This window comes from Mesorhizobium sp. Root695, from assembly GCF_001428185.1.
Lineage (GTDB): Bacteria > Pseudomonadota > Alphaproteobacteria > Rhizobiales > Rhizobiaceae > Mesorhizobium.
The window spans coordinates 209,960-234,734 of sequence record NZ_LMHO01000046.1 but is presented as its reverse complement, the minus strand read 5'-3'; the positions used below and the strand labels follow the sequence as shown (position 1 = coordinate 234,734).

The window sequence follows — 24,775 nt, the reverse complement described above, 5'->3', positions numbered from 1 at the left end:
TGCCGCTCGCGACCGCAACGGAAACCATTTGTTAAGGTTAACGGCGATTAGCCATGCGCATGAAGATTCCGGACCGCGTCTCAAAACGCCGGTTTTTGCGATGCTCGCGGTTCAATTCACCGGCGGATAGAGCGTGTCGATGATCATGCGCGCATCGTGGCGCGAATCGAGCATGCCATAGGTATTGCGCCATTGGCCCGCCAGGCGCGTCTCGACAAAAGCGTCGGCGATCCGCCCTGCCCCCAGCCGGCGCAATTCCGCCGCCGCCGCCGACAATGCCAGCTGTTCGGTCAGCAGCCGGGCCGAACCTTCGTCGGTTGAAGCGACCTGCATCGCCGCCTTCAGCACGCCGATCGTGCCGCGTCCGCCGGCGCCGAGATCGCGGTCGATGCCGGCCAGCACATCCTCGAACAGGCCGGGCGCGCGGCCAAGCACGCGCAGCACGTCGAGCGCCATGACATTGCCCGAGCCTTCCCAAATCGCGTTGACCGGGGCTTCTCGATAATAGCGAGCGAGTGGCGCCTCCTCGACATAGCCGTTGCCGCCGAGGCACTCCATCGCCTCATACAGCAGCGGCGGCGCGATCTTGCAGACCCAGTATTTGACGACCGGCGTCATGGCGCGGGCAAACGCCGCTTCGCCGCGATCGCTGGCCGCCTCGTCGAAGGACCGCGCCAGCCGGAACGACAGTGCGGTAGCGGCGGCGACGTCGAGCGCCATATCGGCCAGCACGCGCTGCATCAACGGTTGCTCGATCAAGGTTGAGCCGAACACCTGTCGGTGGCGCGCGTGATGAACGGCCTCGGCGAGGCCCGCGCGCATGATCGCCGACGAGGCGATGGCACAATCGAGCCGGGTCAGGGTAACCATGTCCATGATCGTCTTCACGCCAGCGCCCGGCTCGCCCACCATCTCGCCGATGGCGTTGACGAACTCCACTTCGGAGGACGCGTTGGAGCGGTTGCCGAGCTTGTCCTTCAGCCTCTGGAAGCGGAAGCCATTGCCCGAGCCGTCGCCGAGCACGCGCGGCACCAGGAAGCACGACAGTCCCTCCGGCGCCTGCGCCAGAACCAGGAACGCATCCGACATCGGCGCCGACATGAACCATTTGTGTCCGGTCAGGCGGTAAAACCCGCTGCCGGCGCGTTCCGCCCTTGTCACATTGGCGCGCACATCCGTGCCGCCCTGCTTCTCGGTCATGCCCATGCCGAGCGTCAGCCCGATCTTCTCGACCGGCGGCTTCTGGCTCTGGTCGTATTTGCGCGTGGTTACACGCGGCGCCCATTCGCGAAACAGTTTTGGGCTGGCCATCAAGGCAGCCAGCGACGCGTTGGTCATGGTGATGGGGCACAGATGCCCGGTCTCCAGCTCCGCCGTCAGATAGAACCGGGCAGCGCGAACCTGATGGCGGCGTCCGATCTCAGCATCGCCGTTTTCCCACACCGAGGAATGCAGCCCGTTGGCCACCGAGCGGCGCATCAAGGCGTGATAGGCGGGATGGAACTCGACCACGTCGATGCGCCGGCCCTGGCGATCATGCGTCCTGAGCTTCGGTGTCTCGACATTGGCGAGGCGCGCCAGTTCCTGTGCCTCCTGCGTCAGCACGAAACGGCCGAGCCCGTCCAGATCCTTGCGCACCGGATCGGAAAAACGCTCCGCGAGCTGGATCAGCAACGGATCGCCCCGCCAGGCGTTGCCGCCCGTCAGCGGCGGCGGCTGGTTGGTCACGTCGTCGGTCACGCCCAATCCTTCTATCGTCAGGAAGCCACGAATCCGAGGCCGTCGGTTAGATATAGCCAAGCCATGCAGCGCGCGCGATGAAAATACCGGGGAGAATTGCTCCAATCCAAAGCTGGCGCTTGCAGCCGCAATATCTCCACCCTATAGCAGCGCCTTGAGATGACCGACGCTTCGTCCCTGCCACTCTACCCTCACCGCCATCTTCTGGGCATCCGCGATCTTTCGCCCGCCGACATCGAGCTTCTACTCGACCGGGCGGATCGCGCGGTCGCGATCTCGCGGCAGTCCGAGAAAAAGACCTCGACGCTACGCGGCCGCACCCAGATCAACCTCTTCTATGAAGCCTCGACGCGCACGCAGTCGTCGTTCGAGCTTGCCGGAAAACGGCTTGGCGCCGATGTCATGAACATGTCAGTGGCGAGTTCTTCGGTGAAGAAGGGCGAAACGCTGATCGATACGGCGATGACGCTGAACGCGATGCGTCCCGATATATTGATCATCCGCCATCAGTCGGCGGGCGCGGCGGCGCTGCTGGCGCAGAAGGTCGGCTGCTCCGTCGTCAATGCCGGCGACGGCGCGCATGAGCACCCGACACAAGCGCTGCTCGACGCGCTGACCATCCGCCGCGCCAAGGGTCCGCTGTCGAAACTGATCGTGGCGATCTGCGGCGACATCCTGCATTCGCGCGTGGCGCGCTCGAACATCATGCTGCTCAACGCGCTCGGCGCGCAGGTGCGTGTCGTCGCCCCGTCGACGCTGCTGCCCACCGGCATCGAGAAGATGGGCGTCATCGTCACCCGATCGATGGCCGAAGGTCTCAAGGGCGCCGACGTGGTGATGATGCTGCGCCTGCAGCGCGAGCGCATGGAAGGCGCCTTCGTGCCGTCGGTGCGCGAATATTTCCGCTATTTTGGCCTCGATGCGGAGAAACTGAAGGCGGCCAAGGACGACGCGCTGGTGATGCACCCCGGGCCGATGAACCGCGGCGTCGAGATCGCCTCGGAAATCGCCGATGGTCCGCAAAGCGTCATCCAGGAACAGGTCGAGATGGGTGTTGCCGTGCGCATGGCCGTCATGGAAGCGCTGCTCGACCCGCGCCGCAACCACGAGGGCCGCGGCGCATGAGCATAACGGTCTTTGAGCGCGCCCGCATCGTCGACCCCTCGCGCGGCATCGACGAAGTCGGCGCCGTCATAGTCGACGGCCGCAAGGTCGTTGCCGCCGGCAAGGCAGCGCTGAACCAGGGCGCGCCTGAGGGCGCAACCGTCATCGACTGCGTCGGCAAGGCGATCATTCCCGGCCTGATCGACGGCCGCGTCTTCATCGGCGAGCCGGGCGGTGAACATCGCGAAACCATTGCGTCGGCAAGTGTCGCGGCGGCAGCTGGCGGCGTCACCTCGATCGTCATGATGCCCGATACCGACCCGGTGATCGACAATGTCGCGTTGGTCGAGTTCGTGCTGCGCACCGCCAAGGACACGGCAAGCGTCAACGTCTTTCCGGCTGCGGCAATCACCAAGGGCCTCGACGGGCGCGAAATGACCGAATTCGGCCTGCTGCGCGAGGCCGGCGCCGTCGCCTTCACCGATGGCCGCCACACCATATCGAGCGCGCTGGTGATGCGCCGTGCGCTGACCTATGCGCGCGACTTCGGCGCCACCATCGTGCATGAAACGCAGGATGCCGACCTCGGTTCGTCCGGCGTGATGAACGAAGGCCTCTACGCAAGCTGGCTCGGCCTTTCCGGCATTCCGCGCGAAGCCGAATCCATCCCGCTGGAGCGCGACCTTGCGCTGGCGCGGCTGACACGCGGTTCTTACCATGCGGCAAAGATCTCGACGGCGATGGCGGCAAACGCCGTGACGCGCGCGAAAACCGATGGCACGGCCGTCACATCAGGCGTCGCGATCCACAATCTGTCGCTGAATGAAAACGATGTCGGCGAATACCGCACCTTCTTTCGCCTGACGCCGCCTTTGCGCGCTGAGGAAGATCGGCTGGCGATGATCGAGGCGGTCAGGGACGGCACGATCGACATCATCGTCTCCTCGCACGACCCACAGGACGTCGACATCAAGCGCCTGCCCTTCGCCGATGCGGCGGCCGGCGCCATCGGGTTGGAGACCCTGCTGGGTGTGGCATTGCGGCTCTACCACAATGGCGACGTGCCGTTGCTCCGGCTGATCGAGACCTTGTCCACCGCTCCGGCAAAACTGTTCGGACTGCCCGGCGGCACGCTGAAGCCGGGTGCTGTCGCCGATCTTGCGCTTATCGATCTCGACGAACCCTGGATCGTCAGCGAAAGCGGCATTCGTTCGCGCTCGAAAAACACCTGTTTTGAAGGCGCGCGGCTGCAGGGCAAGGTCTTGCAAACGCTGGTTGCGGGCCGCACAGTGTTTTCCGTCTAAACCGGCCACCGCGCACCGCGCCAGATCCGGTCAAACTGGGGAAATGCGGGGGAAACAATGACTTACAGCCTCATCCCAGCGCTCGTGTTTGGCTATTTGCTTGGCTCGATTCCGTTCGGGCTCCTGCTGACGCGCGCGGCCGGCCTTGGCGATGTGCGCAAGATCGGCTCCGGCAACATCGGCGCCACCAATGTTCTGCGCACCGGCAACAAGGGCCTTGCCGCCGCGACGCTGCTGCTCGACGCGCTGAAGGGCACGGCTGCCGTGCTGATATCAGGCCATTTTGCCCCTGACCTGGCGATCTGGGCCGGTCTCGGCGCCTTTCTCGGCCATCTCTTCCCGGTCTGGCTCGGGTTCAAGGGCGGCAAGGGCGTCGCCACCTATCTCGGCGTGCTAATCGGCCTGGCCTGGCAGGTGGCGCTGATCTTCGCCGTCGTCTGGCTGGTGATCGCATTCCTGTTCCGTTACTCCTCGCTGGCGGCACTGACGGCGGCCGTCATCGTGCCGATCGCCCTCTATGTCCTGAGCACACCACAAATTGCCGCCCTGTTCGTGGTGATGAGCATCATCGTTTTCATCAAGCACCGGGAAAACATTTCCCGCCTGCTTGCCGGCACCGAGGGCAAGATCGGAGCCAAGGGGTGAGCGAGCGGGCCACCGAGGCGAGCGATCGCGCCACCGCGGTGAGCGAGCCGGCCGCCGGTCCGCGCCTCAGCGACCGGCAGCGGCTGAGCTGGCTGCGGCTGATCCGCACCCAGAATGTCGGCCCCGCCTCCTTTCGCGACCTGATCAATCGCTTCGGTTCGGCCGAGGTGGCGCTGGAAATGCTGCCGGAACTGATGATTTCGGGCGGCGCCAACCGCATCGCCCGCATCCCAGCGATTGCCGAAGCCGAGGCCGAACTGGAGACCGCCCGAAAGGCCGGCGCGCGCTTTGTCGGCATCGGCGAACCCGACTATCCGCCGCTGTTGCGCAACATGGATCATCCGCCGCCGCTGTTGGCGGTCAAGGGCAATGCCGCCGTCTTCCGACTGCCGGGGGTCGCCATCGTTGGCGCGCGCAACGCATCGCTGGCCGGCATCAAGATGGCGCGCATACTGGCGGCTGATCTCGGCCGCGACGGCTACGCAATCGTCTCCGGTCTGGCGCGCGGCATCGACACGGCGGCGCATCAGGGCAGTCTGGCGACCGGCACCATCGGGGTGCTGGCCGGCGGCCTCGACCTGCCCTACCCGCCTGAAAATGAAGGCTTGTGCGAGGAAATTGCCGAGCGCGGCGCCGTCATCTCGGAAATGCCGTTCGGCTGGCAGCCGCGCGCCCAGGATTTCCCGCGCCGCAACCGCCTTGTCGCGGGTGCTGCCCTTGGGCTGGTGGTGGTCGAGGCAGCGCAACGCTCTGGCTCACTGATCAGCGCCAGGCTTGCCGGCGAAATGGGGCGGCTGGTCTTCGCCGTACCGGGTTCACCGCTCGATCCGCGCGCCGCAGGCTGCAACGGCCTGCTCAAGGATGGCGCCACCCTGGTCACCGAGGCATCGGACATTTCGCGGGCGATCGCCCCGCTGACCGGCATGCGAGCGCCCGATGTGCCGCCGTTCGAAGAGCCGCCCGACTTCTCGGCCACACCACCGCCCGGCGAAAGCGACCGCGCCCGCGTCATCGAGGCGCTCGGCCCGACGCCAGTGTCGGTCGACGAGATCATACGTCACACCGGCCTGCATCCGGCCCAGGTTTTCATGGTGCTGCTGGAACTCGACCTCGCCGGGCGGCTCGAGCGCCACGCCGGAGGACATGTTTCGCTGGTGTTCGGAAGTTCTTCTATCTGATTTGCACCCGTCCGGTGGCTTTGAAAAAAACCACACCACCCAATTTACAACTGACATGTTAGTGAGGTATCACTGCCTGCGAACTTCTTTTCGGAGACTCCGGTGACATCACGCTTTGGCCTTTCAGCCGCCCTCGCCACGCCTTTTGATGCCTCCGGGCAGATCGCCATCGCCCTCATGGTCGCCCAGGCCAAGCGTTGCCTGGCCGAGGGGTGCGGCAGCGTTACGCTTTTCGGCACCACCGGCGAAGGTGCGTCGGTGGGCGCCGCGGAGCGGCGGTCGGTGACTGAAGCCATGCTGGCTGCCGGCATCTTGCCGCATCAGCTTGTTGCCGGCGTGCTGGTCGATGCAGCCGAAGATGCCGCCGAACAGGCACGGCATGCCTTGCAACGCGGCGCCCGCAACATTCTGCTTGCGCCGCCGAGCTACTTCAAGAATGTCGGCGAGGATGGTCTTTTCGGCTGGTTTTCCGCTGTCTTTGCCGCGCTTGGTCCCCTCGCCCGTGACGTGCTGCTCTACAACATCCCGTCGGTCACGATGGTGCAGCTGCCGCTTGGCCTGATCGGCCGGTTGCGCACCGCTTTTTCGGATGTCGTTGCCGGGGTCAAGGATTCCGGCGGAGACTGGGACTACAGCGAGGCCCTGCTCGGTGCCCATGGCGATCTGGTGATCCTCATCGGCGACGAGCGGCATCTGGCACGAGCGGTGCGACTTGGCGCCCAGGGCGCAATCTCCGGCATGGCCAATTTCGTCGCCGTCGAAATCCGCGCCATGGCCGAGGACGGGCGCGACGATGCGCGCGTCGAGAGCTTCGTGTTCGAACTGCTTAAATATCCGGTCACGCCGGCGGTGAAGGTCATGGTGGCGCGCAAGACCGGCGACGACCGCTGGCTGGCGGTCCGCCCACCGCTGGAGCCGATCGCTCCGCAGGGGCAGCAACAGCTTGCCGCCGCCTACGACAGGCTGTTTGCCAAGGAATCAGCCTGACCGGCAAAGGGATACGCGCTGAAATGGAAGACGGCAGCGAACCGACCACCCTTCGGGAAAAAGCCTATGCCAGCTTCACGCGGCATTTGCTGGCCCGCGATCTGTTGCCGGGCCAGTTCGTGTCGCAGCGCGAGCTGGTTGCCTTTACCGGCCTGCCGCTCGGCGCCATTCGCGAAATCGTGCCGCGTCTCGAGGCCGAAGGGCTTCTGACGACAATCCCGCAGCGCGGCATGCAGATCGCCCATATCGACATCAGCCTGATCCGCGAGGCTTTTCAGTTCCGCCTGTTCATGGAGCGCGAGGCGGTGGCGCTGTTCACCGCCAGCGCTTCCGATGACGAGCTTGCTCGTCTGCGGCGCGAACACGAGGAGATGCTGGCGCAGGCCCAGTCGCAGGCGCCGACCCCGGAAATGGAGGCCAAGGCCCAGAGCATCGACTGGGCGATGCACGACACCTTCATCGATGCGCTGGGCAACGAGATCATTGCCAAGGCCTATCTGGTCAACTCGGTGAAGATCCGGTTGATCCATCAGGAGCGCTTCCGCATCGACGGGCGCGTCGTGCCGGTCATGCGTGAGCACCTTGCCGTCATCGAAGCCATGGAGAGCCGCGACCCGCAGAAGGCGGTCGAGGCGATCAGCCTGCACATCGACAAGGCGCGCCGGCTGGCGCTGCAAATCTGAGGAAGCATGAGCCGCGCCGCGGTCGCGGCGCAACCGACAACGACAGCAACCGGGAGGAAGAAATGTCGTCCAATCTGTCTAACCCAACCAGAAGGCAACTCTTGCAAGGAACAGCGGCACTCGCTGCCGCCGGTATTGCTGGTATACGCCCAGGCTTTGCCGCCGCCGTCGACTGGAAGCGCTTCGCCGGCACGACGCTCGACGTCAACCTGGTGAAAAGCCCGCGCAGCGACACCCTCATAAAATATCTCGCCGAGTTCGAGGAACTGACCGGGATCAAGGTCAATGCCGAGGCGACGCCGGAACAGCAGCAGCGCCAGAAGACGGTGATCGAATTGAGCTCCGGCAAGCCGAGCTTCGACGTCGTGCATCTGAGCTACCATGTGCAGAAGCGGCAGTTCGAAAAGGCTGGCTGGCTGGCCGACATATCAGGCTATCTCGCCGACCCAGCCCTTACCGATCCGGGGCTGGTCGAAAACGATTTCGCCGATGCCGGCATGCTGTTCGCCAAGGACGGTCAGGGCGTGCTGCGCTCGCTGCCCTTCTCGGTCGACTACTGGATCGTCTACTGGAACAAGGAGTTGTTCGAGGCCAAGGGCCTCAAATATCCCGAAACCTTCGAGCAGATGGTGGCCGCCGCCGAAGCGTTGACCGATCCGTCGACCAACACTTATGGTTTCGTCGCCCGCGGCATCAAGAACGCCAACACGCCGGTGTGGACGTCGCTCATGCTCGGCTACGACATGACGCCACTCGACGACAAGGGCAAGCTGCGCACGACGTCGGCCGAGGCGATCGAGGCCGCCAGCCTCTACCAAAGGCTGATGACCAAATCCGCGCCTCCAGGCGTCACCGGCTTCAACTGGGCCGAAGCGCAGTCCGCCTTCCTGCAAGGCAAGATCGGCATGTGGTTCGACGGCGTCGGCTTTGCCCCGCCGATGGAAAATCCAGAAAAGTCGCGGGTGGTCGGCAAGGTCGGCTACGGCGTCATGCCCAAGGGTCCCAAGGCGCAAGCCTCGGGCACCTTCGGCGACGGCCTCGGCGTGACGGCGGCGAGCGAAAAGAAGGAGGCCGCCTATCTGTTCTGCCAGTGGGCGGTGTCGCCGGCCATGGGCGCGCGCCTGCTGCAGGCAGGCGCTGGCGTGCCGTTCCGCAAGTCGGTGCTGGAAGACCCCAAAGTGCGCGCAGGCGTCACCATGCCGGCGAGCTGGCTCGATGCGGTGGTCGGCTCCGGCAATATCAGCCGGCTGGCGCTGCCGGTCATCATCCCGGTCACCGAGTTCCGCGACATCTATGGCGTGGCGCTGACCAATTTGATCGCGGGCGCCGATCCGGCAGATGAGCTGAAGAAGGCCACCGAACAATTCCAGCCGGTCCTCGACAGGAGCGAGCAAGGCTGATGTCCGCCACCACCCCAGAACGCACCGGGGTGATGACGCAAGCCATCGAAGGGAGCCAGACGATCCGGCTGGCTCCCAACTACTGGCCTTTCGTCGTTCCGGCACTCGTCGTCGTCGGCGCCGTCATCGTCTTCCCCTGGGCCTTTACGCTGTGGATGAGCGTCAACCGCTGGACGCTCGGCCAGTCGCGAAGCTTTGCCGGGATGGAGAATTACCTGCGGCTGGCGGTCGACCAGCGGTTCTGGGAATCGCTTCTCCATACTTTGAGCTACACCTTCCTTTCGGTTGCCGCGCCGATGCTGCTCGGCACGGTCGCCGCCCTGATCTTCGACGCCAGGTTTCCGCTGCGTGGCCTGTTGCGTGGCGTCTTTGTCATGCCGATGATGGCAACGCCCGTCGCCGTGGCGCTGGTCTGGACAATGATGTTCCACCCCCAGCTGGGCGTCCTCAACTATCTTCTGTCGCTGGTCGGCATCCCGGCGCAGGAATGGATATTCAACGCCAACACGGTCATCCCTTCGCTGGTTGCGGTCGAGACGTGGCAGTGGACGCCGCTGGTGATGCTGATCGTGCTGGGCGGCCTGGCGTCCGTGCCACGCGAGCCGTTCGAGAGCGCCGAAATCGATGGCGCCAATGCCTGGCAGCAATTCCGCTATCTCACTTTACCGATGATCGCGCCGTTCCTGATGATCGCGGTGATCATCCGCACCATCGACGCACTGAAGAGCTTCGACATCATCTACGCGATGACCCAGGGCGGACCGGGCACTGCGTCGGAGACCATCAACATCTATCTCTACAACACCGCCTTCTCCTACTACGACATCGGCTATGGCTCGGCCATGGCCGTGGTGTTCTTCATCGTCATCGTCGCCCTGTCCTTCATCCTCTTGATGTTGCGCCAGCGCTCCCAGTGGATCGGCGTGGAGGGCAAATAGATGAGTTCACGGCTGCTCAACCAGATCGGGCTGTTCTTCGCGGCTCTGGTCTTCGTCTCGCCGGCGATCCTGTTCTTCCTCTGGATGATCTCGCTGTCGCTGAAATTCGAGATCGACAACGGCGCCTATCCGCCGATCCTGATCCCCGAACATCTCGCCTGGTCGAACTATGCAAAGGTGTTCGAGGAGAACAATTTCCTGCTCTATCTCTGGAATTCGGTTCTGGTGACCGGCACGGCGACGCTGCTGGCGCTGCTGATCGGCGTGCCGGCCGGCTATGGCATAGCACGGCTCAAGGCCGAACGATCGGCGGTCGTCATCATGATCGCCCGCATGACGCCGGGGCTTTCCTATCTCATTCCGCTGTTTCTGCTGTTCCAGTGGGTCGGCATTCTCGGCACGCTTTGGCCGCAGATCATCATCCATCTGGTGGTGACAGTGCCGATCGTGGTCTGGGTGATGATCGGCTATTTCGAAACCACGCCGATGGAACTGGAAGAAGCGGCCAACATCGACGGCGCCAGCTCCTGGCAGGTGTTCCGGCTGGTCGCCTTGCCCATCGCCAAGCCGGGCATCGTGGTCGCCTTCATCCTGTCCGTCATCTTCTCATGGAACAATTTCGTCTTCGGCGTGGTGCTAGCCAGCCGCGAAACGCGCACGCTGCCGGTCGCCGTCTACAACATGCTTTCCTACGAGCAGGTGAGCTGGGGGCCGCTCGCCGCCGCGGCACTGGTGGTGACGCTGCCGGTGCTGATCCTGACCATGTTCGCACAAAGGCAGATCGTCGCGGGACTGACCGCAGGCGCCGTCAAGGGCGGCTGAGGCGCGGTCCGACATCACATTTTCTTCGAGGGAAACCCAATGGCATCGGTCACAATCAACAACGTGCAGAAGGCCTTCGGAACGGCCAGGATCATTCACGATGTCAGCGTCGATATCGCCGATGGCGAATTCGTCATCCTGGTCGGCCCGTCGGGCTGCGGAAAGTCGACGCTGCTGCGCATGATTGCCGGGCTTGAAACGATCTCGGGCGGCAAGATCGCCATTGGCGATCGCATCGTCAACAATCTGCGGGCGCGGGACCGCAACATCGCCATGGTGTTCCAGAACTACGCGCTCTATCCGCATATGACGGTGGCCGACAATATGGGCTTTGCCCTGAAGATCAAGAAAGCCGATCCTGCCGACACCGCCAGCCGCGTCGGCAGGGCCGCCAGCATCTTGGGCCTCGACAAGCTGCTTGACCGCTACCCGCGCCAGCTTTCCGGCGGCCAGCGCCAGCGCGTCGCCATGGGCCGCGCGATCGTGCGCGACCCGCAGGTTTTCCTGTTCGACGAGCCGCTGTCCAATCTCGACGCCAAATTGCGCGTCCAGATGCGCGGCGAGATCAAGGCGCTGCACCAGCGGCTGGGCACCACCACCATCTATGTCACGCATGACCAGATCGAGGCCATGACCATGGCCGACAAGATCGTCGTGCTGCATGACGGCCTTGTCGAGCAGATCGGCGCGCCGCTCGATCTTTATGACAGTCCGGCCAATCTGTTCGTTGCCGGCTTCATCGGCTCGCCCGCCATGAACTTCATTGCCGGCCATGTCGAGGAAGGCGTGTTCCGCAGCACCGGTGGGCTGACCTTGCCGCTGCCGGAAGGCGTCAATCTGGGAAGCGTTCCAGCAGGCGAACTCATCTACGGCATTCGTCCCGAACATATCCGAGCAACGACTTCTCAGGGTATTGCCGGCACGATCATGCTTCTGGAAGCCACGGGTTCGGAAATCTTCGCCAAGGTCGACTGCGCCGGCGAAGAAATCTCCTGCCTTTTCCGGGAGCGGCTTGCGCTGAAGCAAGGCGCGCAGATGCGAATCGAGATCGACCGCGCCTGTGCTCATCTGTTCGACGCCAAGACCGGTCGGCGATTGTAGGGCAAAGGTCTGATATCCCAGCGCAAGGTCTCAAGCGACGGTTGGCCCTTGCCACTCGCTTCCCTTGGCGGCAATCTCGGCTCAAAGAGCCGCTCATCGGGTGGATGTCGGCGTGACAGGATCTTGCCATGACCCGCGATCAGATGCTCGCCCACCTCCGATCCGCCGGCGCCGTGGCGCACGAGGCGGCGGCGCATGGGCATCATCCGTTCGGTTGCGTGCTGGTCGGACCGGACGATCGCGTGCTGATGCGGCAGGGCAATCTCGACACGGTGCGCCATGCCGAGACAGAGCTCGCCCGGCGCGCCGCGGCGACCTACGAGCCGGAGTTTCTCTGGACCTGCACGCTGGTCTCAACCGGTGAACCCTGCGCGATGTGCACCGGAACGCTCTACTGGGCGAATATCGGCCGGCTGGTCTACGGCTTCGAGGAGGCCGAGCTCCTGGCGCTCACCGGGGATCACGCGGAGAATCCGACGATGAGCCTCTCTTCGCGCACCGTACTCGACTCCGGCCAGAAAAAGATCGAGGTCTTTGGCCCCTTCCCCGAAATCGCGGACGAGCTGCTCGCACCGCACCGCGATTTCTGGAAGCGCTGACGGCTTCTTGCCAATCGGCAAACCCGATCAATGGCAACTGTCGGATCGATCGGAGCCGTAGTGTTGCCGCTGCGCGCGTGGGAAATCCCCCGCTGGCTATGGTGGATTTATAGTGCCCTTCCCGAGAGATGGGTGACAGTTCATTCCGGATAGATGGGTTACACTTTCGGCCCTTTGCAAGGAGAGCAAGGTGCCTTGGAAGGAGTNTTATAGTGCCCTTCCCGAGAGATGGGTGACAGTTCATTCCGGATAGATGGGTTACACTTTCGGCCCTTTGCAAGGAGAGCAAGGTGCCTTGGAAGGAGTGTAACGTCATGGAAGAGCGGCTGAAGTTCGTTGCCCGGCTGCTGGACGGCGAGAAGATGGCGGTGCTTTGCCGGGAGTTCGATATCTCGCGCAAGACCGGCTACAAGATCCTCACGCGCTACAACGACAGCGGCTTGGAAGGACTGACGGACCGGTCTCGCCGGCCCTACCGCCACGCCAATCAGCTTCCGTTTCAAATCGAGAAGCTGATTGTGCGCCTGAAGCAGGACAAGCCGAACTGGGGAGCGCCGAAGATACGCGAGCGGCTGGCCCGGCTGTACCCGGATGTGCACAGGCCAGCGATCTCGACGGTGCATGCGGTTCTGGACCGCCACGGCCTGGTCGAGCGCCGCAAGCGGCGACGCAACAAGGCAACGGGGACAGCGCTTTCCCACTCCTGTCGACCCAATGAACTGTGGTGCGCCGACTACAAGGGCGAGTTCATGCTCGCCGATCGGCGCTATTGCTATCCGCTGACCATCACCGACTTCGCCAGCCGTTATCTCATCGCCTGCGAAGCGCTCTCGACCACGAAGGAGGCCTATGCCTTCACCGTGTTCGAGAGCGTATTCAAGGAGTTCGGCCTGCCCAACGCGATCAGGACCGACAATGGCGTTCCCTTTGCCAGCCCCAATGCGCTGTTCAACCTCAGCAAGCTGTCGGTCTGGTGGCTGCGCCTGGGCATCGACATCGAGCGCATCAAGCCGGGCTGCCCCCAGCAGAACGGGCGCCATGAGTCGCCGAGCTCATCGAACAGGCGGCCGCCGACGTCGGCAAGAACTGAGCCCGTACGACTATTGATGGACGGCCTGGGCGCCTGTGGCGCCCGGGTTTTTTCTGTGCCAGGATAATCCGTCTGCAAACGCTGCCGAACTGATAAGCGGCGGCAGTTCGAAGCTTAGACGCAGAAATGCTGCTTCGGATGGGCGCCTAAGCTTTTGTTTTTTGCTTTGAAAAATGATGGTGCCCACAGGCGGGATACAGAAACCTAGCGCAATCATTAGCTTGCGTGATTTCAGTCCGGTCTCCCACCTAATCGTTAGGCTTTTCGGAAAACTGTCCAACCAACAAACGTTGTGGCTTCCGCTATCACGCCATAGGCGCAGGGACATTCCGCATATTAGCTTCTCCTTTGCGGCGGACTTGTTTCCGCCTGGCCGGCGCCTGTTGTCCCAACGCGCCCACCCAACGGACGCCGGCCGTGTCCCATGCCTTAACGTTTATTCAATGCATCTAATTTAGCATTTGACATATGCGCTTCTCCCTTCTGCTCTTCGGCTGGGCCGCATTCTGCTGTTGGGACTTTGCCACTAACGATGGCCGATTCGTCATTGGCTTTGGTGCGCGAGTTGCCAAGCTACTCCACCTGTCGGGGCTAATTTAAAGGTTCATGGAGCGTGCAACTAGCGCCGCTTCGCCTCCGGCGTGATCTCTTCGATCTGCGCCTTTACTCCGTCTTGGACCATCGCCTGTTCAAGCGACTCGGCCTCCGCCCCGTCCAGCTCGGCGGTGAGCCAAAGCCGGCCGGCATAAACAGCGCCATTCGACTAGAATGCACTTAATTAATCCGGAAAATTTTAACGAATCGTAGACCGCGCTGTCCCAGAATAGGACGGCGCGGTCAAACCCCCAACCGGGCTGCGCAGGCGGCTCCGGCAATCAGCGCCCCCCGGCACTGTCGGAGCCGCTACACTCCTAAGATACCAGCTATGGTTGAATCAACTGTTACCGCCAGTGCTTTACGGCTGCGCTGTCCCGCCGTTAGAATTTGATGGACAGAGGGTCGAGCACGACGCCGCTGCGAAAGTGGCCGGTCTGAAACGCAAAAGCCCGCCACCTTTCGGCAGCTGGCAGGATCATGGAGTGCTATAACACCTTGAACCTTTGTACTGGGCAGCCTCCAGCCACAATGCGACCGCAATCGATGGGGAACGTCCCTTAACCTCAAAATCGCGGCCACGGTATCCACCTGCCGCGATCCACACCGTCTTTGAGCGTCGGTAAATCATGATGCCCCGTGTGCTCGCCCAATTGCACAGTTCTTCATCATTTCGATGCATCGCTTCGGCCTCGCTATCCCCCCAAGTTCGCGACAGCAAAAAACGTGCCAAAATTATGGGTAGCTAATGTTACACATTTGGCTTGGTTGTGCCGCTACTAAGGGCGGCGCAATAGTACCCTGCCGGCAATCGCGCCGACGAACATCGGTGGGGGAAGCGATGAGACCAGCACTTACTCTTGCGCTGTCAGCAGGGCTACTCTGTGCGAATTCTGCGATTGCAGCACCGGTTAAGACGACTTGCGAAGCAACCAGATCAACCAAGGCAATGCTCAAACCCGACATGACATACGCCGAAGTGGTTGCGACAATCGGCTGCGAAGGAGTATTGGTAATCGCGAGCCCGATGAAGACCTATCAATGGACCGCGAAAGGGCCGGTTGGCTCCTATCTTCGCGTTACGTTTAGCTTTGCAGGCCAGATGGTGGGTTCCGCCGGCTTTCTTCCACTTTGATTGCGAGGGACACGAACCCGAGCATCAGGAACGGCAGTGCGGCATGTGGATTATTGAAGGTTCTGGCCGCCGCCTTGCCGAGGGAAGATGCGGAGGAACAAAAGTGTCCAGAAAAACGGGATGGTGTAAGTCGGTTGGACAAAACGGGGCAAAAAGTCGCGAAAATTCAATGCTCTTCAAGGGTAGTGGTGCCCAGAGGCGGATTCGAACCACCGACACGCGGATTTTCAGTCCGCTGCTCTACCAACTGAGCTATCTGGGCCTGTTCCGGCGAACGAAATCTCGTTGACCGGATTTCATCAAGGCGCCGTGGGCACCCCTTGAAAGCGCGTGGGTTATAGCACGGGAATTCGGCCTGTCCAGCGCCTAGGTGGCGATTTCAGACAGGAAAAGCGATGCCGTGCAGTGCCCCGGTTTCCATGCTGCTTGCATGGCCGGAATGGCGCATAGCATGGCACGATCCGGCCATCGTCACCGTTGTCCGCGTCGCGATTGCGGGCTGAAATGCCGTGACACGTCTTTTAGCCGGCGATCGAGGCGCACCAATGCTTTCGCGGCACCAGGTGCGCCGCTGGCCGTTGCCGCCTATCTGGCGCCGGTCACGCCTCGGCGAAAATCGGAGGGCGACATGCCGGCCAGCTTGCGGAACGACTTGTTGAAGGCGCTGAGCGTGCCGAAGCCGGAGTCCATGGCAACGCCCAGCACATTGGCATCCTGATGCATCAAAAGCGCCTGCGCGTAGCTCAGCCGCAAAAGGTTGACATATTCGTTGAGCGTCATGCCCGTCGATTTCTTGAACAGGCTCATGGCGTATTTGGGGTGGATGTCGGCGGCCGCCGCGATGTTCACGCAATCGATGTCGAAGAGGAAGTTCTCGGCGATGAAATCGCACATGCGCCCGACATTGCGCGACGATTGCTGGTCGAAAGGGCTGCCCGTTTCCTGCCCGGGCGCGGTTTCGGGCACCAGCCAGTAAGGTTCGAACCGCACCCGCTCCAGCCTGGGCAGCAATTCGTTGGCGGCATGCGCGGTCATCGCCGGATCTTTCGAGCGGAAGTAGCGGTTCCAGCGCTCGAAATTGTGGTGGTCCGCCGGGTCGGTGGCGCCTGTCATCAGCCGATGGCGGACATCCGTCGGCAAATGCAAGCGGAAGAAATGCACCAGCGGCAGATGCGCGCCAGCATAGATGGCGTCGTCGGACAGATCATCCATCCGCCGCTGATCTCGTGGGGCCTGATGCTGCAGGACGCCGCGACCTATTCCGTCATCGGCACCTATCCCTGGATCCTGTCGCCGGTCGGTTTCGTGCTCGTCACCGTTTTTGCCTTCAACGCGCTGGGCGACGGCCTGCGCGGCGCCGTAGACCCTATTGAGGTGGCAGAGATGACCGTCGCGCTCGCCAAATCCTTAGCACCAACCGTCCGCTACGACGAGATGCTGACCAGGCTCGGCTATTTCGTTACCGAAAGCTCGGAGCATTTCGCCGAATACACGCCCTATTTCATAAAGGACGGCCGCCCGGACCTGATCGAGAAGTACGGCATCCCGCTGGATGAGTATCCCAAGCGCTGCATCGAGCAGATCGAGCGCTGGAAGGGGCAGGCTGAGGCCTATCGCTCGGCCGATCGCATCGAGGTCGAGCAGTCCCGGGAATATGCCTCCTCGATCATGAATTCGGTCTGGACCGGCGAACCATCGGTGATCTACGGCAATGTCCGCAACAATGGCTGCATCACCTCGCTGCCCCGGGATTGTGCCGCCGAGGTGCCGTGCCTGGTCGATGCCTCCGGCATCCAGCCGACCTATATCGGCGAGCTGCCGCCGCAATTGACTGCGCTGATCCGCACCAACATCAACGTGCAGGAACTGACGGTGCGGGCTCTGATGACGGAGAACCGCGAGCACATCTACCATGCGGCGATGATGGATCCGCACACCGCCGCCGAGCTCGATCTCGACCAGATCTGGTCACTGGTCGATGATCTTCTCGCAGCTCATGGCGACTGGCTGCCGGCCTGGGCGCGCGTGAGGCGCAAGACCGAGGCCGCCTGACCAATGCATGTCGCCCAAAAGGGTCGGTTTTGGGACAAAGACATGCATAAAAACAAGGCTCGCTTTATTTCGGAGCGACCGGGTCCGCCTCTTCCTCGTCGTCGCGGGCGGAGATGACATAGGCGCCCTTCAGCCAGCGGTTGAGGTCGATGTCCTTGCAGCGCGTCGAGCAGAACGGAAAGGCGTCGCGCGCCGATGGCTTGCCGCATTCGGGGCAGGGGCGCTTTGGGCGCAAGGGCGTGACTTTGGAATCCGAATTCATAGCCGGGTTCCCGCCAGCCAGCCGCCATGCACCTTGAAGCCTTCCCCGCTCAACAGCGCGACGGTCTCATACAGAGGCAGCCCGACGATGTTGGTGTAGGAGCCGACCAGCTTGACGACGAAAGCGCCGGCAAGACCCTGGACCGCGTAGCCGCCGGCCTTGCCGCGCCATTCACCCGAGGCGACATAGGCGTCGATCTCTTCGCGCGGCAGCCGCTTGAAGCGCACCCGCGTCTCGACCAGCCGCTGGCGCAGCTTGCCACCTGGGGTGATCAGGCAGATGCCGGAATAGACCCGGTGCGAACGGCCCGACAACAGCCCAAGGCAGTTGGCGGCGTCGTCGAGGGTCTCTGCCTTGGGCAGGATGCGCCGCCCGACGGCGACCACCGTGTCGGCGGCCAGCACGAAGCCCGGCGCATAGTCGGCTTCGGTCTTCAGTGACGCGAACGCCTTCTCGGCCTTTTCCTTCGACAGCCGCTTGGCCAGCGAACGCGGATGCTCGGCACGCAGCGGCGTTTCGTCGACATCGGCCGGCAGCACGCGGTCCGGTTCGATGCCCGCCTGCTGCAAGAGCTCGATCCGGCGCGGCGAACCCGAGGCAAGCACCAGCTTCTGCAAAATGCTCATCGCGGACCAGTCGGGCTTTGCTTACTTGAAACGATAGGTGATGCGGCCCTTGGTCAGGTCGTATGGCGTCATCTCGACCAGAACCTTGTCGCCGGTCAGCACGCGGATGCGGTTCTTGCGCATGCGGCCGGCCGTATGGGCGATGATCTCGTGTTCGTTTTCGAGCTTTACCCGGAACATCGCGTTGGGCAACAATTCCGTCACGACACCCGGAAACTCGAGGACTTCTTCCTTCGGCATTCGATACCTTTGCTTGGATGGCAGTTCCGGCGCTTAGAGCATGATGCCGAAAAGTGTAAAGCGGTTTTCGGACGACATCATGCTCTACTTCTTGGTTTAGAGGCGGATTCAGATTTCAGGTCGAACAGACCTGAAATCATCCGACTCTAGCCGGAATTTCGGCGGAACCTATATGATAATCGTCCGCTTGTGAACACGCTTAATCGGCGGCCTCCGGAGGCGCGAATCGACGCCCGATCCGCGCTTTCAGCCGCTCGCGCACGTCCCGGTAGGCCGCCATGATCTGTTCGCGCGTGCCGCCGGCATCGGTCGGGTCCGGCGTCGGCCAGTATTCGACCTCGACGGCGAGCGAGCGGGTGAGCTCAAGTGCGGCGTGGTGCGCTTCCGGCGCCAGCGTGACGATGAGGTCGAAGTAATCGTCCTCGAGATCGTCCAGTGTCCTTGGGTGGCGCTCGCCCAGCGACAGTCCTTCCTCGGCCAGAACCACATCGACGAACGGATCGCGCTCGCCGGCGCGGACGCCGGCCGAAGCGACAAAGATGGTGGCGGGCAGTATCCGCCGCGCCAGTTGCTCTGCCATTGGCGAGCGCACGGCATTCATGCCGCACAGGAACAGGATCGAACGGGGCAGGGCGCCGGGTGCCAGGACTAGCCCCGCCAGTGCAGCACGCAGACCAGCGTGAACAGCCGGCGCGCCGTATCGAAATCGATGTCGATCTTGCCGGAGAGCCGGTCCATCAGCGTTTGCGAACCCTCATTGTGCAAGCCGCGGCGGCCCATGTCGATCGCCTCGATGTGGCTCGGCGTCGAGGAGCGGATGGCGTCGTAATAGCTTTCACAGATCATGTAGTAGTCCTTGACGATGCGCCTGAGCGGCGTCAGCGACAGGATATGGGTGACGACGGCGGCACCATCCTCGCGCGCCACGGCAAACACCAGGCGCTGCTCGGCCAGCGACAGCTTCAGCCGATAAGGGCCGGCACCGCTGTCATTGACGGGTTGAAAACTGTTTTCCTCGATCAGGTCGAAGATCGCCACCGCGCGTTCATGCTCGACATCGGGTGTCGAACGGCCGATCGATTCATCGAGTTCGACATCGATCAGCCTGGCGCGGGTTTGATCGGAGTCCGACATAGCGGCCTACATGTTCAACCGTAACGCGACGGAGCGTCCGTGCGCATCAAGGCCTTCCGCCCTGGCCAGCGCAATCGCCGCCGGCGCCAAGAGGCGCAACTGCTCCGGTCCAAGCTTGAGAATCGACGTGCGCTTGACGAAATCGAGCACGGACAGGCCGGACGAGAAACGTGCCGAGCGTGCCGTCGGCAGCACATGGTTGGAGCCGCCGACATAGTCGCCGATGGCTTCCGGCGTATGGCGGCCGAGAAAGACGGCACCGGCATTGCGCATACGCGCCAGGAAGCCCTCGGCGTCGTCGATGGCGAGTTCGACATGTTCGGCGGCGATGCGGTCGACCAGTGGCAGCGAGGATTCAATGGTTGGAACCAGGATCACGGCGCCAAAATCGCGCCAGCTTGCCGCTGCCGTCTCGGCGCGCGGCAGGCTCTGCAACTGACGCTCGACCGCCTGTTCGACAGCAATGCCGAAGGCCGGATCGTCGGTGACCAGGATCGACTGTGCCGATGTGTCGTGCTCGGCCTGGGCCAGCAGATCGGCGGCGATCCAGTCCGGATCGTTGCTGCCGTCGGCCACGACGAGCACTTCCGATGGCCCGGCGATCATGTCGATGCCGACGGTACCGAACACCTGCCGCTTGGCCGCCGCGACATAGGCATTGCCGGGGCCAACGATCTTGGCGACCGGCCTGATCGTTTCTGTGCCATAGGCAAGTGCTGCGATCGCCTGGGCACCGCCGACGCGGTAGATTTCCGACACGCCTGATATATCGGCCGCCACCAGCACCAGCGGATTGATGCTGCCGCCGGGCGCCGGCACCACCATGACGATGCGCTCGACGCCGGCCACCCTCGCCGGAATGGCGTTCATCAGCACCGAGCTTGGGTAGCTTGCCGTGCCGCCCGGCACATAGAGCCCGACCGCCTCGACCGCCGTCCAGCGCCAGCCGAGCTCGACGCCGGCGGCATCCGTATAGCGATCGTCCTTCGGTCGCTGCCGTTCATGATGAGAGCTGATGCGGTCGCGCGCGAATTCCAGCGCCTCGATCGTCTTTGGGTCGGCGGCCTTGTAAGCCTGGGCGATGTCGTCTTTCGAGACGGCAATGCCGAGACTGCCGAGGTCGGCATGGTCGAATTTCCTTGTGTAGTCGATCAAGGCCGCGTCGCCCTCGGCGCGCACGCGCGCGATGATGTCGCGCACCGCGGCATCGACATCGGCGGACACTTCCCGCTTAGTCAGCAGGAGAGCGGCAAAACGCTGCTCGAAATCGGCGTCGGACTGACGAAGCGTGATGGCCATCGGACGCTCAAGCCTTGTGGATGGGGCGCGAGGTGGCTTCCCACGCTCCGCCGATATCGGCGAGGCGCGCCTCGATGCATTCGACATCGAGCATGATCGTGCCGCCGCCCGCAAAGATCAGCTCGACGATGCCGGCCGGCTTGCTGATCTCGATGAAGCTGATCGCCAGCAGGGACAGGACCTCATTCGGCTTGTCGCGGGCGAGGCCGTTGGTCTTGGCGCCAAGCACTCGGTCGAAATGCAGCACTGCCTGGCGCCGCTCGTTGTGCTGGCGAAACAGGCCGGATTTGGCCTCCCACACGAAACGGTTCATGGTCAGCACGAAACGCTTGGCCGCAGGCAGGTATTCGAGATCACTGATCTTCATCACGGCGTCCTGGACATGGGCCGAAACAATACTCAGATCCTGATCGTCGAGCGCGATAAGCTTAAGGGCGGTCATGCGGTTTTCGCACCTGAAGGTTGATTGTTCAGCCTTCTGTTAGGCGGTCTTGGCGATCCGTGCAACCGCGCCAACAGCTTCGGTTTGCGCTGCCCTCATCGCCCTGCCGGTCACTTCTCCCCGTGTAGGGACGGGGGAGAAGGACGCCTTCAATGAGGATTTCGCCACTATCCAGCGTTGCGGAAGGGAACCGACGTTGCGGGCAGCCCCTTCTCCCGTCGCTGATATGGGGAGAGATGCCGGCAGGCAGATGAGGGGCGGCGCCGAGATCGAAAATTGTCTGACGCCTGGAATCCCGCCGATGCGTCTACGCCGAAATCCGCTCGATCACCGCGCCGCAGTTGGACAGCTTTTCTTCCAGCCGTTCGAAGCCGCGGTCGAGATGGTAGACCCGGTTGACCGTGGTCTCGCCTTCCGCAGCCAGGCCGGCAATGACCAGCGACACAGAGGCGCGAAGATCGGTCGCCATGACCGGCGCGCCCTTCAGCTTCGGCACGCCGTCGACGATCGCCGTCTGGCCCGAAAGCGTGATGTGGGCGCCGAGCCGCGCCAGCTCCTGCACATGCATGAAGCGGTTTTCGAAAATCGTCTCGGTGATGCGCGACTTGCCCTTGGCCATCGTCATCAGGCCCATGAACTGCGCCTGCAGATCGGTCGGGAAGGCCGGGAACGGCGCTGTCGTCACATCGACCGGCGAAATGCCGGCGCCGTTGCGCTTCACACGGATGCCGGAATTGGTCGGCGTGATTTCGGCACCCGTCTGGGCGATCACGTCGAGCGCGGTCTGCAGCAGTTCCGGACGCGCGCCTTCGAGAACGACGTCGCCGCCGGTCATGGCGACGGCCATGGCATAGGTACCGGTCTCGATGCGGTCGGGAATGACTCGGACGCGGGCGCCGGAGAGCGATTCGACGCCGTCGATGGTGATGGTCGGCGTGCCGGCGCCATAAATCTTCGCGCCCATGGCGTTGAGGCACTCGGCGAGGTTGACGATCTCGGGCTCGCAGGCGGCATTTTCCAGCACCGTCTCGCCCTTGGCCAGTGCTGCCGCCATCATCAGCACATGGGTGGCGCCGACCGAGACCTTCGGGAACACATAGCGGTTGCCGACAAGGCGGCCATTCCGGGTCTTGGCGATGACATAGCCGGTGTCGACGTCGATATCGGCACCCAGCGCCTGCAGGCCTTCGAGGAACAAATCGACAGGGCGCGTGCCGATGGCGCAACCACCGGGCAGCGACACCTTGGCTTCGCCCATGCGGGCCAGCAGCGGGCCGATCACCCAGAACGACGCGCGCATCTTCGACACCAGCTCGTAAGGCGCCGTCGTGTCGACGATGTTGCGGGCGGAGAAGTTGATGGTGCGCGAATAGCCCTCGTTCTGCTTCTCGCGGCGACCATTGACCGAATAATCGACGCCGTGATTGCCCAGAATGCGGATCAGCTGCTCGACATCGGCCAGATGCGGCACGTTTTCCAGCGTCAGCGTGTCGTCGGTGAGCAGCGAGGCGATCATCAGGGGCAGGGCCGCGTTTTTCGCGCCCGAGATCGGAATGCTTCCGGAGAGCTTGTTGCCCCCGACAATTCTGATGCGATCCATGGAAGAACGTCCCTCTCGGCCAAAAAGGGCCGGTTCAATCGTTTGAGTAGCGGCCCGTCTAGACCATTGGCCGGCTTGGTTCAAGAAATAGGATTTCGCCCACCCCGGGCCAAGAGTGGCCGATTTGAGTTAATCTTTTTGTATTTCCTTCGATGCAGCGAGCCCGTCCGGCCGCTGGTCGGCCTCCCCGGCGCGCCGCTTGTCGGCGTCACCACTGCGCCGCGAGCGCGACTGCGCCTTGCGCTTCTGCAGATTGGCGCGCAATTGCTCGGCGAGCCGATCCTTGCGGTTAGTACCGCCCTTTTTCACTGGAATTGTCTTGTCGTCCATCGTCCCGTCCCGGCCGGTGACCCTGCCAACCTCCCAATGAGGCATAGCCAACATTGTGGCGCCGCCATGTCATTAAAAGCTATCCGGCAAAGGCTTTCACAGAAGCGTTGCGCTTGGCCTTGCGCTTGCCGGTTCGATATGGCAGAAGCCCCGCCATCAGCGGCTGCGGTAGCTCAGTGGTAGAGCACTCCCTTGGTAAGGGAGAGGTCGAGAGTTCAATCCTCTCTCGCAGCACCAGTCGATCTCTTTGAAGTCGCTGTGCTTGTTGGTGGTTGGCTTTGGCTGGCAAGCATCGAAAGACTGCCCAGCAACATTGTTCTGTCCTTGCCGATCATCAGCACGCCGCTGTCGGGGGCGAGAAGCGCCGAGAATGGCAACATGGCAGCGCCGATCGGCGAAGCCTCGGGGCCGAATTGTCCCGACACGATTTCCGGCGCCACGATGCCAATAGCGCTGATCCTGTAGAACTGGGTCTGCACCCTTGCCAGGAGTTCGACATGAATCGGTCGCGGCAGAATACTGTCGAGAACGATCGCCTCGATGTCGATGACGGAGGTGATGGCGATGATCGCCTCGACCAGCGCGTTGGCGCAATCGTCGATCCATTCGAACAGCGGTTCGCGGGCACCCGCCGGCAATGGGTCCAGTTCCCGCACGCGATTGATGACGATGCCGCGCGACTTGAGGTGATTGACCAGCACATAAATGGAAGCACGATGCAGCAGGCTTTGATAACGCGCAGGATTGGCCGCCACCGAATCGAGGCTTGATGGCGAAACCGGCAAAGGGCCGAGCGCGGCGCTGTTGCCGTGTGGCCCGGTATGAACCTTGCCGCCCTGCACCAGCCCACCGCCGACGAAAGTGTCGATCGAGATGTGCATGAAGTCGCGGAATCGGGAACCAGCGCCCTGGATAAGTTCGGCAAGCGCCGCTGAAGACGCGTCGTTCTCCACGAAAACTGGAGTCTTCGGCCTCGTGGCGAAGAATTTCGTCAGATCGATCGCGTCCCAGCGGTTGCCAAGGTCACCAGGAAAGCCGAGTTCCTCGCTCCAGCCACCGAGGAAATAAGGCGAAGCGATACCGACCCCGACGATGCTGGCGTCGCCAAGTCCGGCAACCAGTTTTTCGAAATTGGCCAGTGACATGTTCCCGGCTTTGAGCACCAGATCCGGATCCGGAAAGCGGTATTCGTGTGAGTCGCGGGCGCGGACCTCGCCTGCGAAGTCAACGAGCACGGCTTCCAGCGCGCGCCGACCGATCTTGATGCCGACGCTGTAAATTCGTTCTGCCGTCAACCTGTAAAGTGTGGACGGCGATCCGCGTTGTCCAAATCTTTTTCCCACTTGCTTTACAAATCCGGATGCCTCCAGTCCATCAACTATGGTGGCAACTGCAGCCGGCGTCAGGTTTGCGGCGCGTGCCAAGTCAGACTTGGATGCCTCCTTCAGGCGGCGGATGGCATCGAGCACA

The 24,775-nt window shown here is 62.7% G+C and carries 22 protein-coding genes, 2 tRNA genes and 4 pseudogenes; 15 read left to right on the top strand and 13 right to left on the bottom strand.

The window, feature by feature from the left end; genetic code table 11:
* Positions 1 to 111 precede the first annotated feature (111 nt).
* Positions 112 to 1,740: a DNA alkylation response protein gene (locus ASD99_RS31440; RefSeq protein ID WP_056587828.1), complete on the bottom strand. Its 1,629-nt coding sequence runs from the start codon at positions 1,738 to 1,740 to the stop codon at positions 112 to 114.
* A 159-nt stretch (positions 1,741 to 1,899) separates the two neighbouring features.
* Between ASD99_RS31440 and ASD99_RS31435 the strand changes: the two genes are divergently transcribed.
* The 12 genes and pseudogenes from ASD99_RS31435 to ASD99_RS31380 form a co-directional block, all read left to right on the top strand.
* Complete coding sequence (locus ASD99_RS31435; RefSeq protein ID WP_056587495.1) at positions 1,900 to 2,865, top strand: aspartate carbamoyltransferase catalytic subunit; 966 nt, start codon at positions 1,900 to 1,902, stop codon at positions 2,863 to 2,865.
* The gene (locus ASD99_RS31430; RefSeq protein ID WP_057146002.1) at positions 2,862 to 4,148 is read left to right on the top strand and encodes a dihydroorotase; all 1,287 of its coding nucleotides are present in this window, start codon (positions 2,862 to 2,864) and stop codon (positions 4,146 to 4,148) included. The genes ASD99_RS31435 and ASD99_RS31430 overlap by 4 nt, the downstream gene beginning before the upstream one ends.
* 57 nt (positions 4,149 to 4,205) lie before the next feature.
* Positions 4,206 to 4,793 (top strand): glycerol-3-phosphate 1-O-acyltransferase PlsY, encoded by a 588-nt coding sequence (gene plsY / locus ASD99_RS31425; protein ID WP_056587489.1) that lies wholly within the window; start codon positions 4,206 to 4,208, stop codon positions 4,791 to 4,793.
* A gap of 38 nt (positions 4,794 to 4,831) precedes the next feature.
* Positions 4,832 to 5,971, top strand: coding sequence for a DNA-processing protein DprA (gene dprA / locus ASD99_RS31420; protein WP_056587825.1), 1,140 nt, complete (start codon positions 4,832 to 4,834; stop codon positions 5,969 to 5,971).
* Positions 5,972 to 6,073: 102 nt separating this feature from the next.
* The gene (locus tag ASD99_RS31415; protein ID WP_056587486.1) at positions 6,074 to 6,958 is read left to right on the top strand and encodes a dihydrodipicolinate synthase family protein; all 885 of its coding nucleotides are present in this window, start codon (positions 6,074 to 6,076) and stop codon (positions 6,956 to 6,958) included.
* Between the two features lie 23 nt (positions 6,959 to 6,981).
* Entirely contained in the window at positions 6,982 to 7,641 is a 660-nt protein-coding gene (locus ASD99_RS31410; protein ID WP_056587483.1) for a GntR family transcriptional regulator, read from the top strand.
* 62 nt (positions 7,642 to 7,703) lie between these two features.
* The gene (locus tag ASD99_RS31405) at positions 7,704 to 9,041 is read left to right on the top strand and encodes an ABC transporter substrate-binding protein (RefSeq protein ID WP_057146001.1); all 1,338 of its coding nucleotides are present in this window, start codon (positions 7,704 to 7,706) and stop codon (positions 9,039 to 9,041) included.
* Between the two features lie 32 nt (positions 9,042 to 9,073).
* The gene (locus ASD99_RS31400) at positions 9,074 to 9,979 is read left to right on the top strand and encodes a carbohydrate ABC transporter permease (protein ID WP_413813973.1); all 906 of its coding nucleotides are present in this window, start codon (positions 9,074 to 9,076) and stop codon (positions 9,977 to 9,979) included.
* Positions 9,980 to 10,801 (top strand): carbohydrate ABC transporter permease, encoded by an 822-nt coding sequence (locus ASD99_RS31395; protein ID WP_057146000.1) that lies wholly within the window; start codon positions 9,980 to 9,982, stop codon positions 10,799 to 10,801. It abuts the gene before it with no gap.
* Positions 10,802 to 10,840: 39 nt separating this feature from the next.
* Positions 10,841 to 11,902, top strand: coding sequence for an ABC transporter ATP-binding protein (locus tag ASD99_RS31390; protein ID WP_057145999.1), 1,062 nt, complete (start codon positions 10,841 to 10,843; stop codon positions 11,900 to 11,902).
* Positions 11,903 to 12,030: 128 nt separating this feature from the next.
* Positions 12,031 to 12,501, top strand: a complete 471-nt coding sequence (locus ASD99_RS31385) for a nucleoside deaminase (protein WP_057145998.1) — start codon at positions 12,031 to 12,033, stop codon at positions 12,499 to 12,501.
* Between the two features lie 290 nt (positions 12,502 to 12,791).
* Positions 12,792 to 13,544, top strand: a pseudogene (locus ASD99_RS31380) (helix-turn-helix domain-containing protein); the annotation flags it as partial.
* A 1,962-nt stretch (positions 13,545 to 15,506) separates the two neighbouring features.
* On the opposite strand, the gene ASD99_RS31370 reads toward ASD99_RS31380, so the two are convergent.
* Positions 15,507 to 15,582: transfer RNA gene (locus ASD99_RS31370), tRNA-Phe, on the bottom strand.
* A 323-nt stretch (positions 15,583 to 15,905) separates the two neighbouring features.
* Positions 15,906 to 16,535 (bottom strand): annotated as a pseudogene (locus ASD99_RS31365) (helix-turn-helix domain-containing protein); the annotation flags it as partial.
* Between ASD99_RS31365 and ASD99_RS34420 the strand changes: the two are divergent.
* A pseudogene (locus tag ASD99_RS34420) lies at positions 16,527 to 16,688 on the top strand (ABC transporter permease); the annotation flags it as partial. The pseudogenes ASD99_RS31365 and ASD99_RS34420 overlap by 9 nt on opposite strands.
* A gap of 51 nt (positions 16,689 to 16,739) precedes the next feature.
* Positions 16,740 to 17,372, top strand: a pseudogene (locus ASD99_RS31360) (alpha-glucosidase/alpha-galactosidase); the annotation flags it as partial.
* Between the two features lie 64 nt (positions 17,373 to 17,436).
* Here the strand turns inward: ASD99_RS31360 and yacG are convergent.
* The 9 genes from yacG to ASD99_RS31315 all read right to left on the bottom strand — a co-directional run bounded on the left by yacG (position 17,437) and on the right by ASD99_RS31315 (position 23,305).
* Positions 17,437 to 17,634 (bottom strand): DNA gyrase inhibitor YacG, encoded by a 198-nt coding sequence (yacG, locus tag ASD99_RS31355; protein ID WP_056583395.1) that lies wholly within the window; start codon positions 17,632 to 17,634, stop codon positions 17,437 to 17,439.
* Positions 17,631 to 18,260, bottom strand: coding sequence for a Maf-like protein (locus ASD99_RS31350; protein ID WP_023809261.1), 630 nt, complete (start codon positions 18,258 to 18,260; stop codon positions 17,631 to 17,633). The genes yacG and ASD99_RS31350 overlap by 4 nt, the downstream gene beginning before the upstream one ends.
* A 21-nt stretch (positions 18,261 to 18,281) precedes the next feature.
* Positions 18,282 to 18,500 (bottom strand): translation initiation factor IF-1, encoded by a 219-nt coding sequence (infA, locus tag ASD99_RS31345; RefSeq protein WP_006200926.1) that lies wholly within the window; start codon positions 18,498 to 18,500, stop codon positions 18,282 to 18,284.
* Between the two features lie 199 nt (positions 18,501 to 18,699).
* Positions 18,700 to 19,161 (bottom strand): low molecular weight phosphatase family protein, encoded by a 462-nt coding sequence (locus ASD99_RS31340; RefSeq protein ID WP_082525287.1) that lies wholly within the window; start codon positions 19,159 to 19,161, stop codon positions 18,700 to 18,702.
* Entirely contained in the window at positions 19,149 to 19,634 is a 486-nt protein-coding gene (locus ASD99_RS31335; RefSeq protein ID WP_056583391.1) for a UPF0262 family protein, read from the bottom strand. The genes ASD99_RS31340 and ASD99_RS31335 overlap by 13 nt, the downstream gene beginning before the upstream one ends.
* Positions 19,635 to 19,640: 6 nt before the next feature.
* Positions 19,641 to 20,933, bottom strand: coding sequence for a histidinol dehydrogenase (hisD, locus tag ASD99_RS31330; RefSeq protein ID WP_057145997.1), 1,293 nt, complete (start codon positions 20,931 to 20,933; stop codon positions 19,641 to 19,643).
* 7 nt (positions 20,934 to 20,940) lie between these two features.
* Positions 20,941 to 21,375: a DUF2948 family protein gene (locus ASD99_RS31325; protein WP_057145996.1), complete on the bottom strand. Its 435-nt coding sequence runs from the start codon at positions 21,373 to 21,375 to the stop codon at positions 20,941 to 20,943.
* A gap of 307 nt (positions 21,376 to 21,682) precedes the next feature.
* Positions 21,683 to 22,975: a UDP-N-acetylglucosamine 1-carboxyvinyltransferase gene (gene murA / locus ASD99_RS31320; RefSeq protein WP_056583386.1), complete on the bottom strand. Its 1,293-nt coding sequence runs from the start codon at positions 22,973 to 22,975 to the stop codon at positions 21,683 to 21,685.
* Positions 22,976 to 23,104: 129 nt separating this feature from the next.
* Positions 23,105 to 23,305 (bottom strand): hypothetical protein, encoded by a 201-nt coding sequence (locus ASD99_RS31315; RefSeq protein ID WP_056583384.1) that lies wholly within the window; start codon positions 23,303 to 23,305, stop codon positions 23,105 to 23,107.
* A 162-nt stretch (positions 23,306 to 23,467) separates the two neighbouring features.
* Between ASD99_RS31315 and ASD99_RS31310 the strand changes: the two genes are divergently transcribed.
* Positions 23,468 to 23,542 (top strand) — tRNA-Thr (locus ASD99_RS31310).
* On the opposite strand, the gene ASD99_RS31305 is transcribed toward ASD99_RS31310, so the two are convergent.
* Positions 23,521 to 24,774 carry an ROK family transcriptional regulator gene (locus ASD99_RS31305; RefSeq protein ID WP_244482770.1) on the bottom strand — a complete coding sequence of 418 codons (1,254 nt, stop codon included), beginning with the start codon at positions 24,772 to 24,774 and terminating at the stop codon, positions 23,521 to 23,523. The two genes, ASD99_RS31310 and ASD99_RS31305, sit on opposite strands and share 22 nt — an antisense overlap.
* Between the last annotated feature and the right edge of the window lies 1 nt (position 24,775).

Coding starts and splice junctions, on each gene's coding strand:
- ASD99_RS31325 (WP_057145996.1), bottom strand. CDS start 21,375: ATGACCGCCCTTAAGCTTATCGCGCTCGACGATCAGGATCTGAGTATT.
- plsY (WP_056587489.1), top strand. CDS start 4,206: ATGACTTACAGCCTCATCCCAGCGCTCGTGTTTGGCTATTTGCTTGGC.
- ASD99_RS31410 (WP_056587483.1), top strand. CDS start 6,982: ATGGAAGACGGCAGCGAACCGACCACCCTTCGGGAAAAAGCCTATGCC.
- hisD (WP_057145997.1), bottom strand. CDS start 20,933: ATGGCCATCACGCTTCGTCAGTCCGACGCCGATTTCGAGCAGCGTTTT.
- ASD99_RS31385 (WP_057145998.1), top strand. CDS start 12,031: ATGACCCGCGATCAGATGCTCGCCCACCTCCGATCCGCCGGCGCCGTG.
- yacG (WP_056583395.1), bottom strand. CDS start 17,634: ATGAATTCGGATTCCAAAGTCACGCCCTTGCGCCCAAAGCGCCCCTGC.
- murA (WP_056583386.1), bottom strand. CDS start 22,975: ATGGATCGCATCAGAATTGTCGGGGGCAACAAGCTCTCCGGAAGCATT.
- ASD99_RS31335 (WP_056583391.1), bottom strand. CDS start 19,634: ATGTCGGACTCCGATCAAACCCGCGCCAGGCTGATCGATGTCGAACTC.
- ASD99_RS31315 (WP_056583384.1), bottom strand. CDS start 23,305: ATGGACGACAAGACAATTCCAGTGAAAAAGGGCGGTACTAACCGCAAG.
- ASD99_RS31405 (WP_057146001.1), top strand. CDS start 7,704: ATGTCGTCCAATCTGTCTAACCCAACCAGAAGGCAACTCTTGCAAGGA.
- ASD99_RS31390 (WP_057145999.1), top strand. CDS start 10,841: ATGGCATCGGTCACAATCAACAACGTGCAGAAGGCCTTCGGAACGGCC.
- ASD99_RS31435 (WP_056587495.1), top strand. CDS start 1,900: ATGACCGACGCTTCGTCCCTGCCACTCTACCCTCACCGCCATCTTCTG.
- ASD99_RS31400 (WP_413813973.1), top strand. CDS start 9,074: ATGACGCAAGCCATCGAAGGGAGCCAGACGATCCGGCTGGCTCCCAAC.
- ASD99_RS31430 (WP_057146002.1), top strand. CDS start 2,862: ATGAGCATAACGGTCTTTGAGCGCGCCCGCATCGTCGACCCCTCGCGC.
- ASD99_RS31350 (WP_023809261.1), bottom strand. CDS start 18,260: ATGAGCATTTTGCAGAAGCTGGTGCTTGCCTCGGGTTCGCCGCGCCGG.
- ASD99_RS31395 (WP_057146000.1), top strand. CDS start 9,980: ATGAGTTCACGGCTGCTCAACCAGATCGGGCTGTTCTTCGCGGCTCTG.
- infA (WP_006200926.1), bottom strand. CDS start 18,500: ATGCCGAAGGAAGAAGTCCTCGAGTTTCCGGGTGTCGTGACGGAATTG.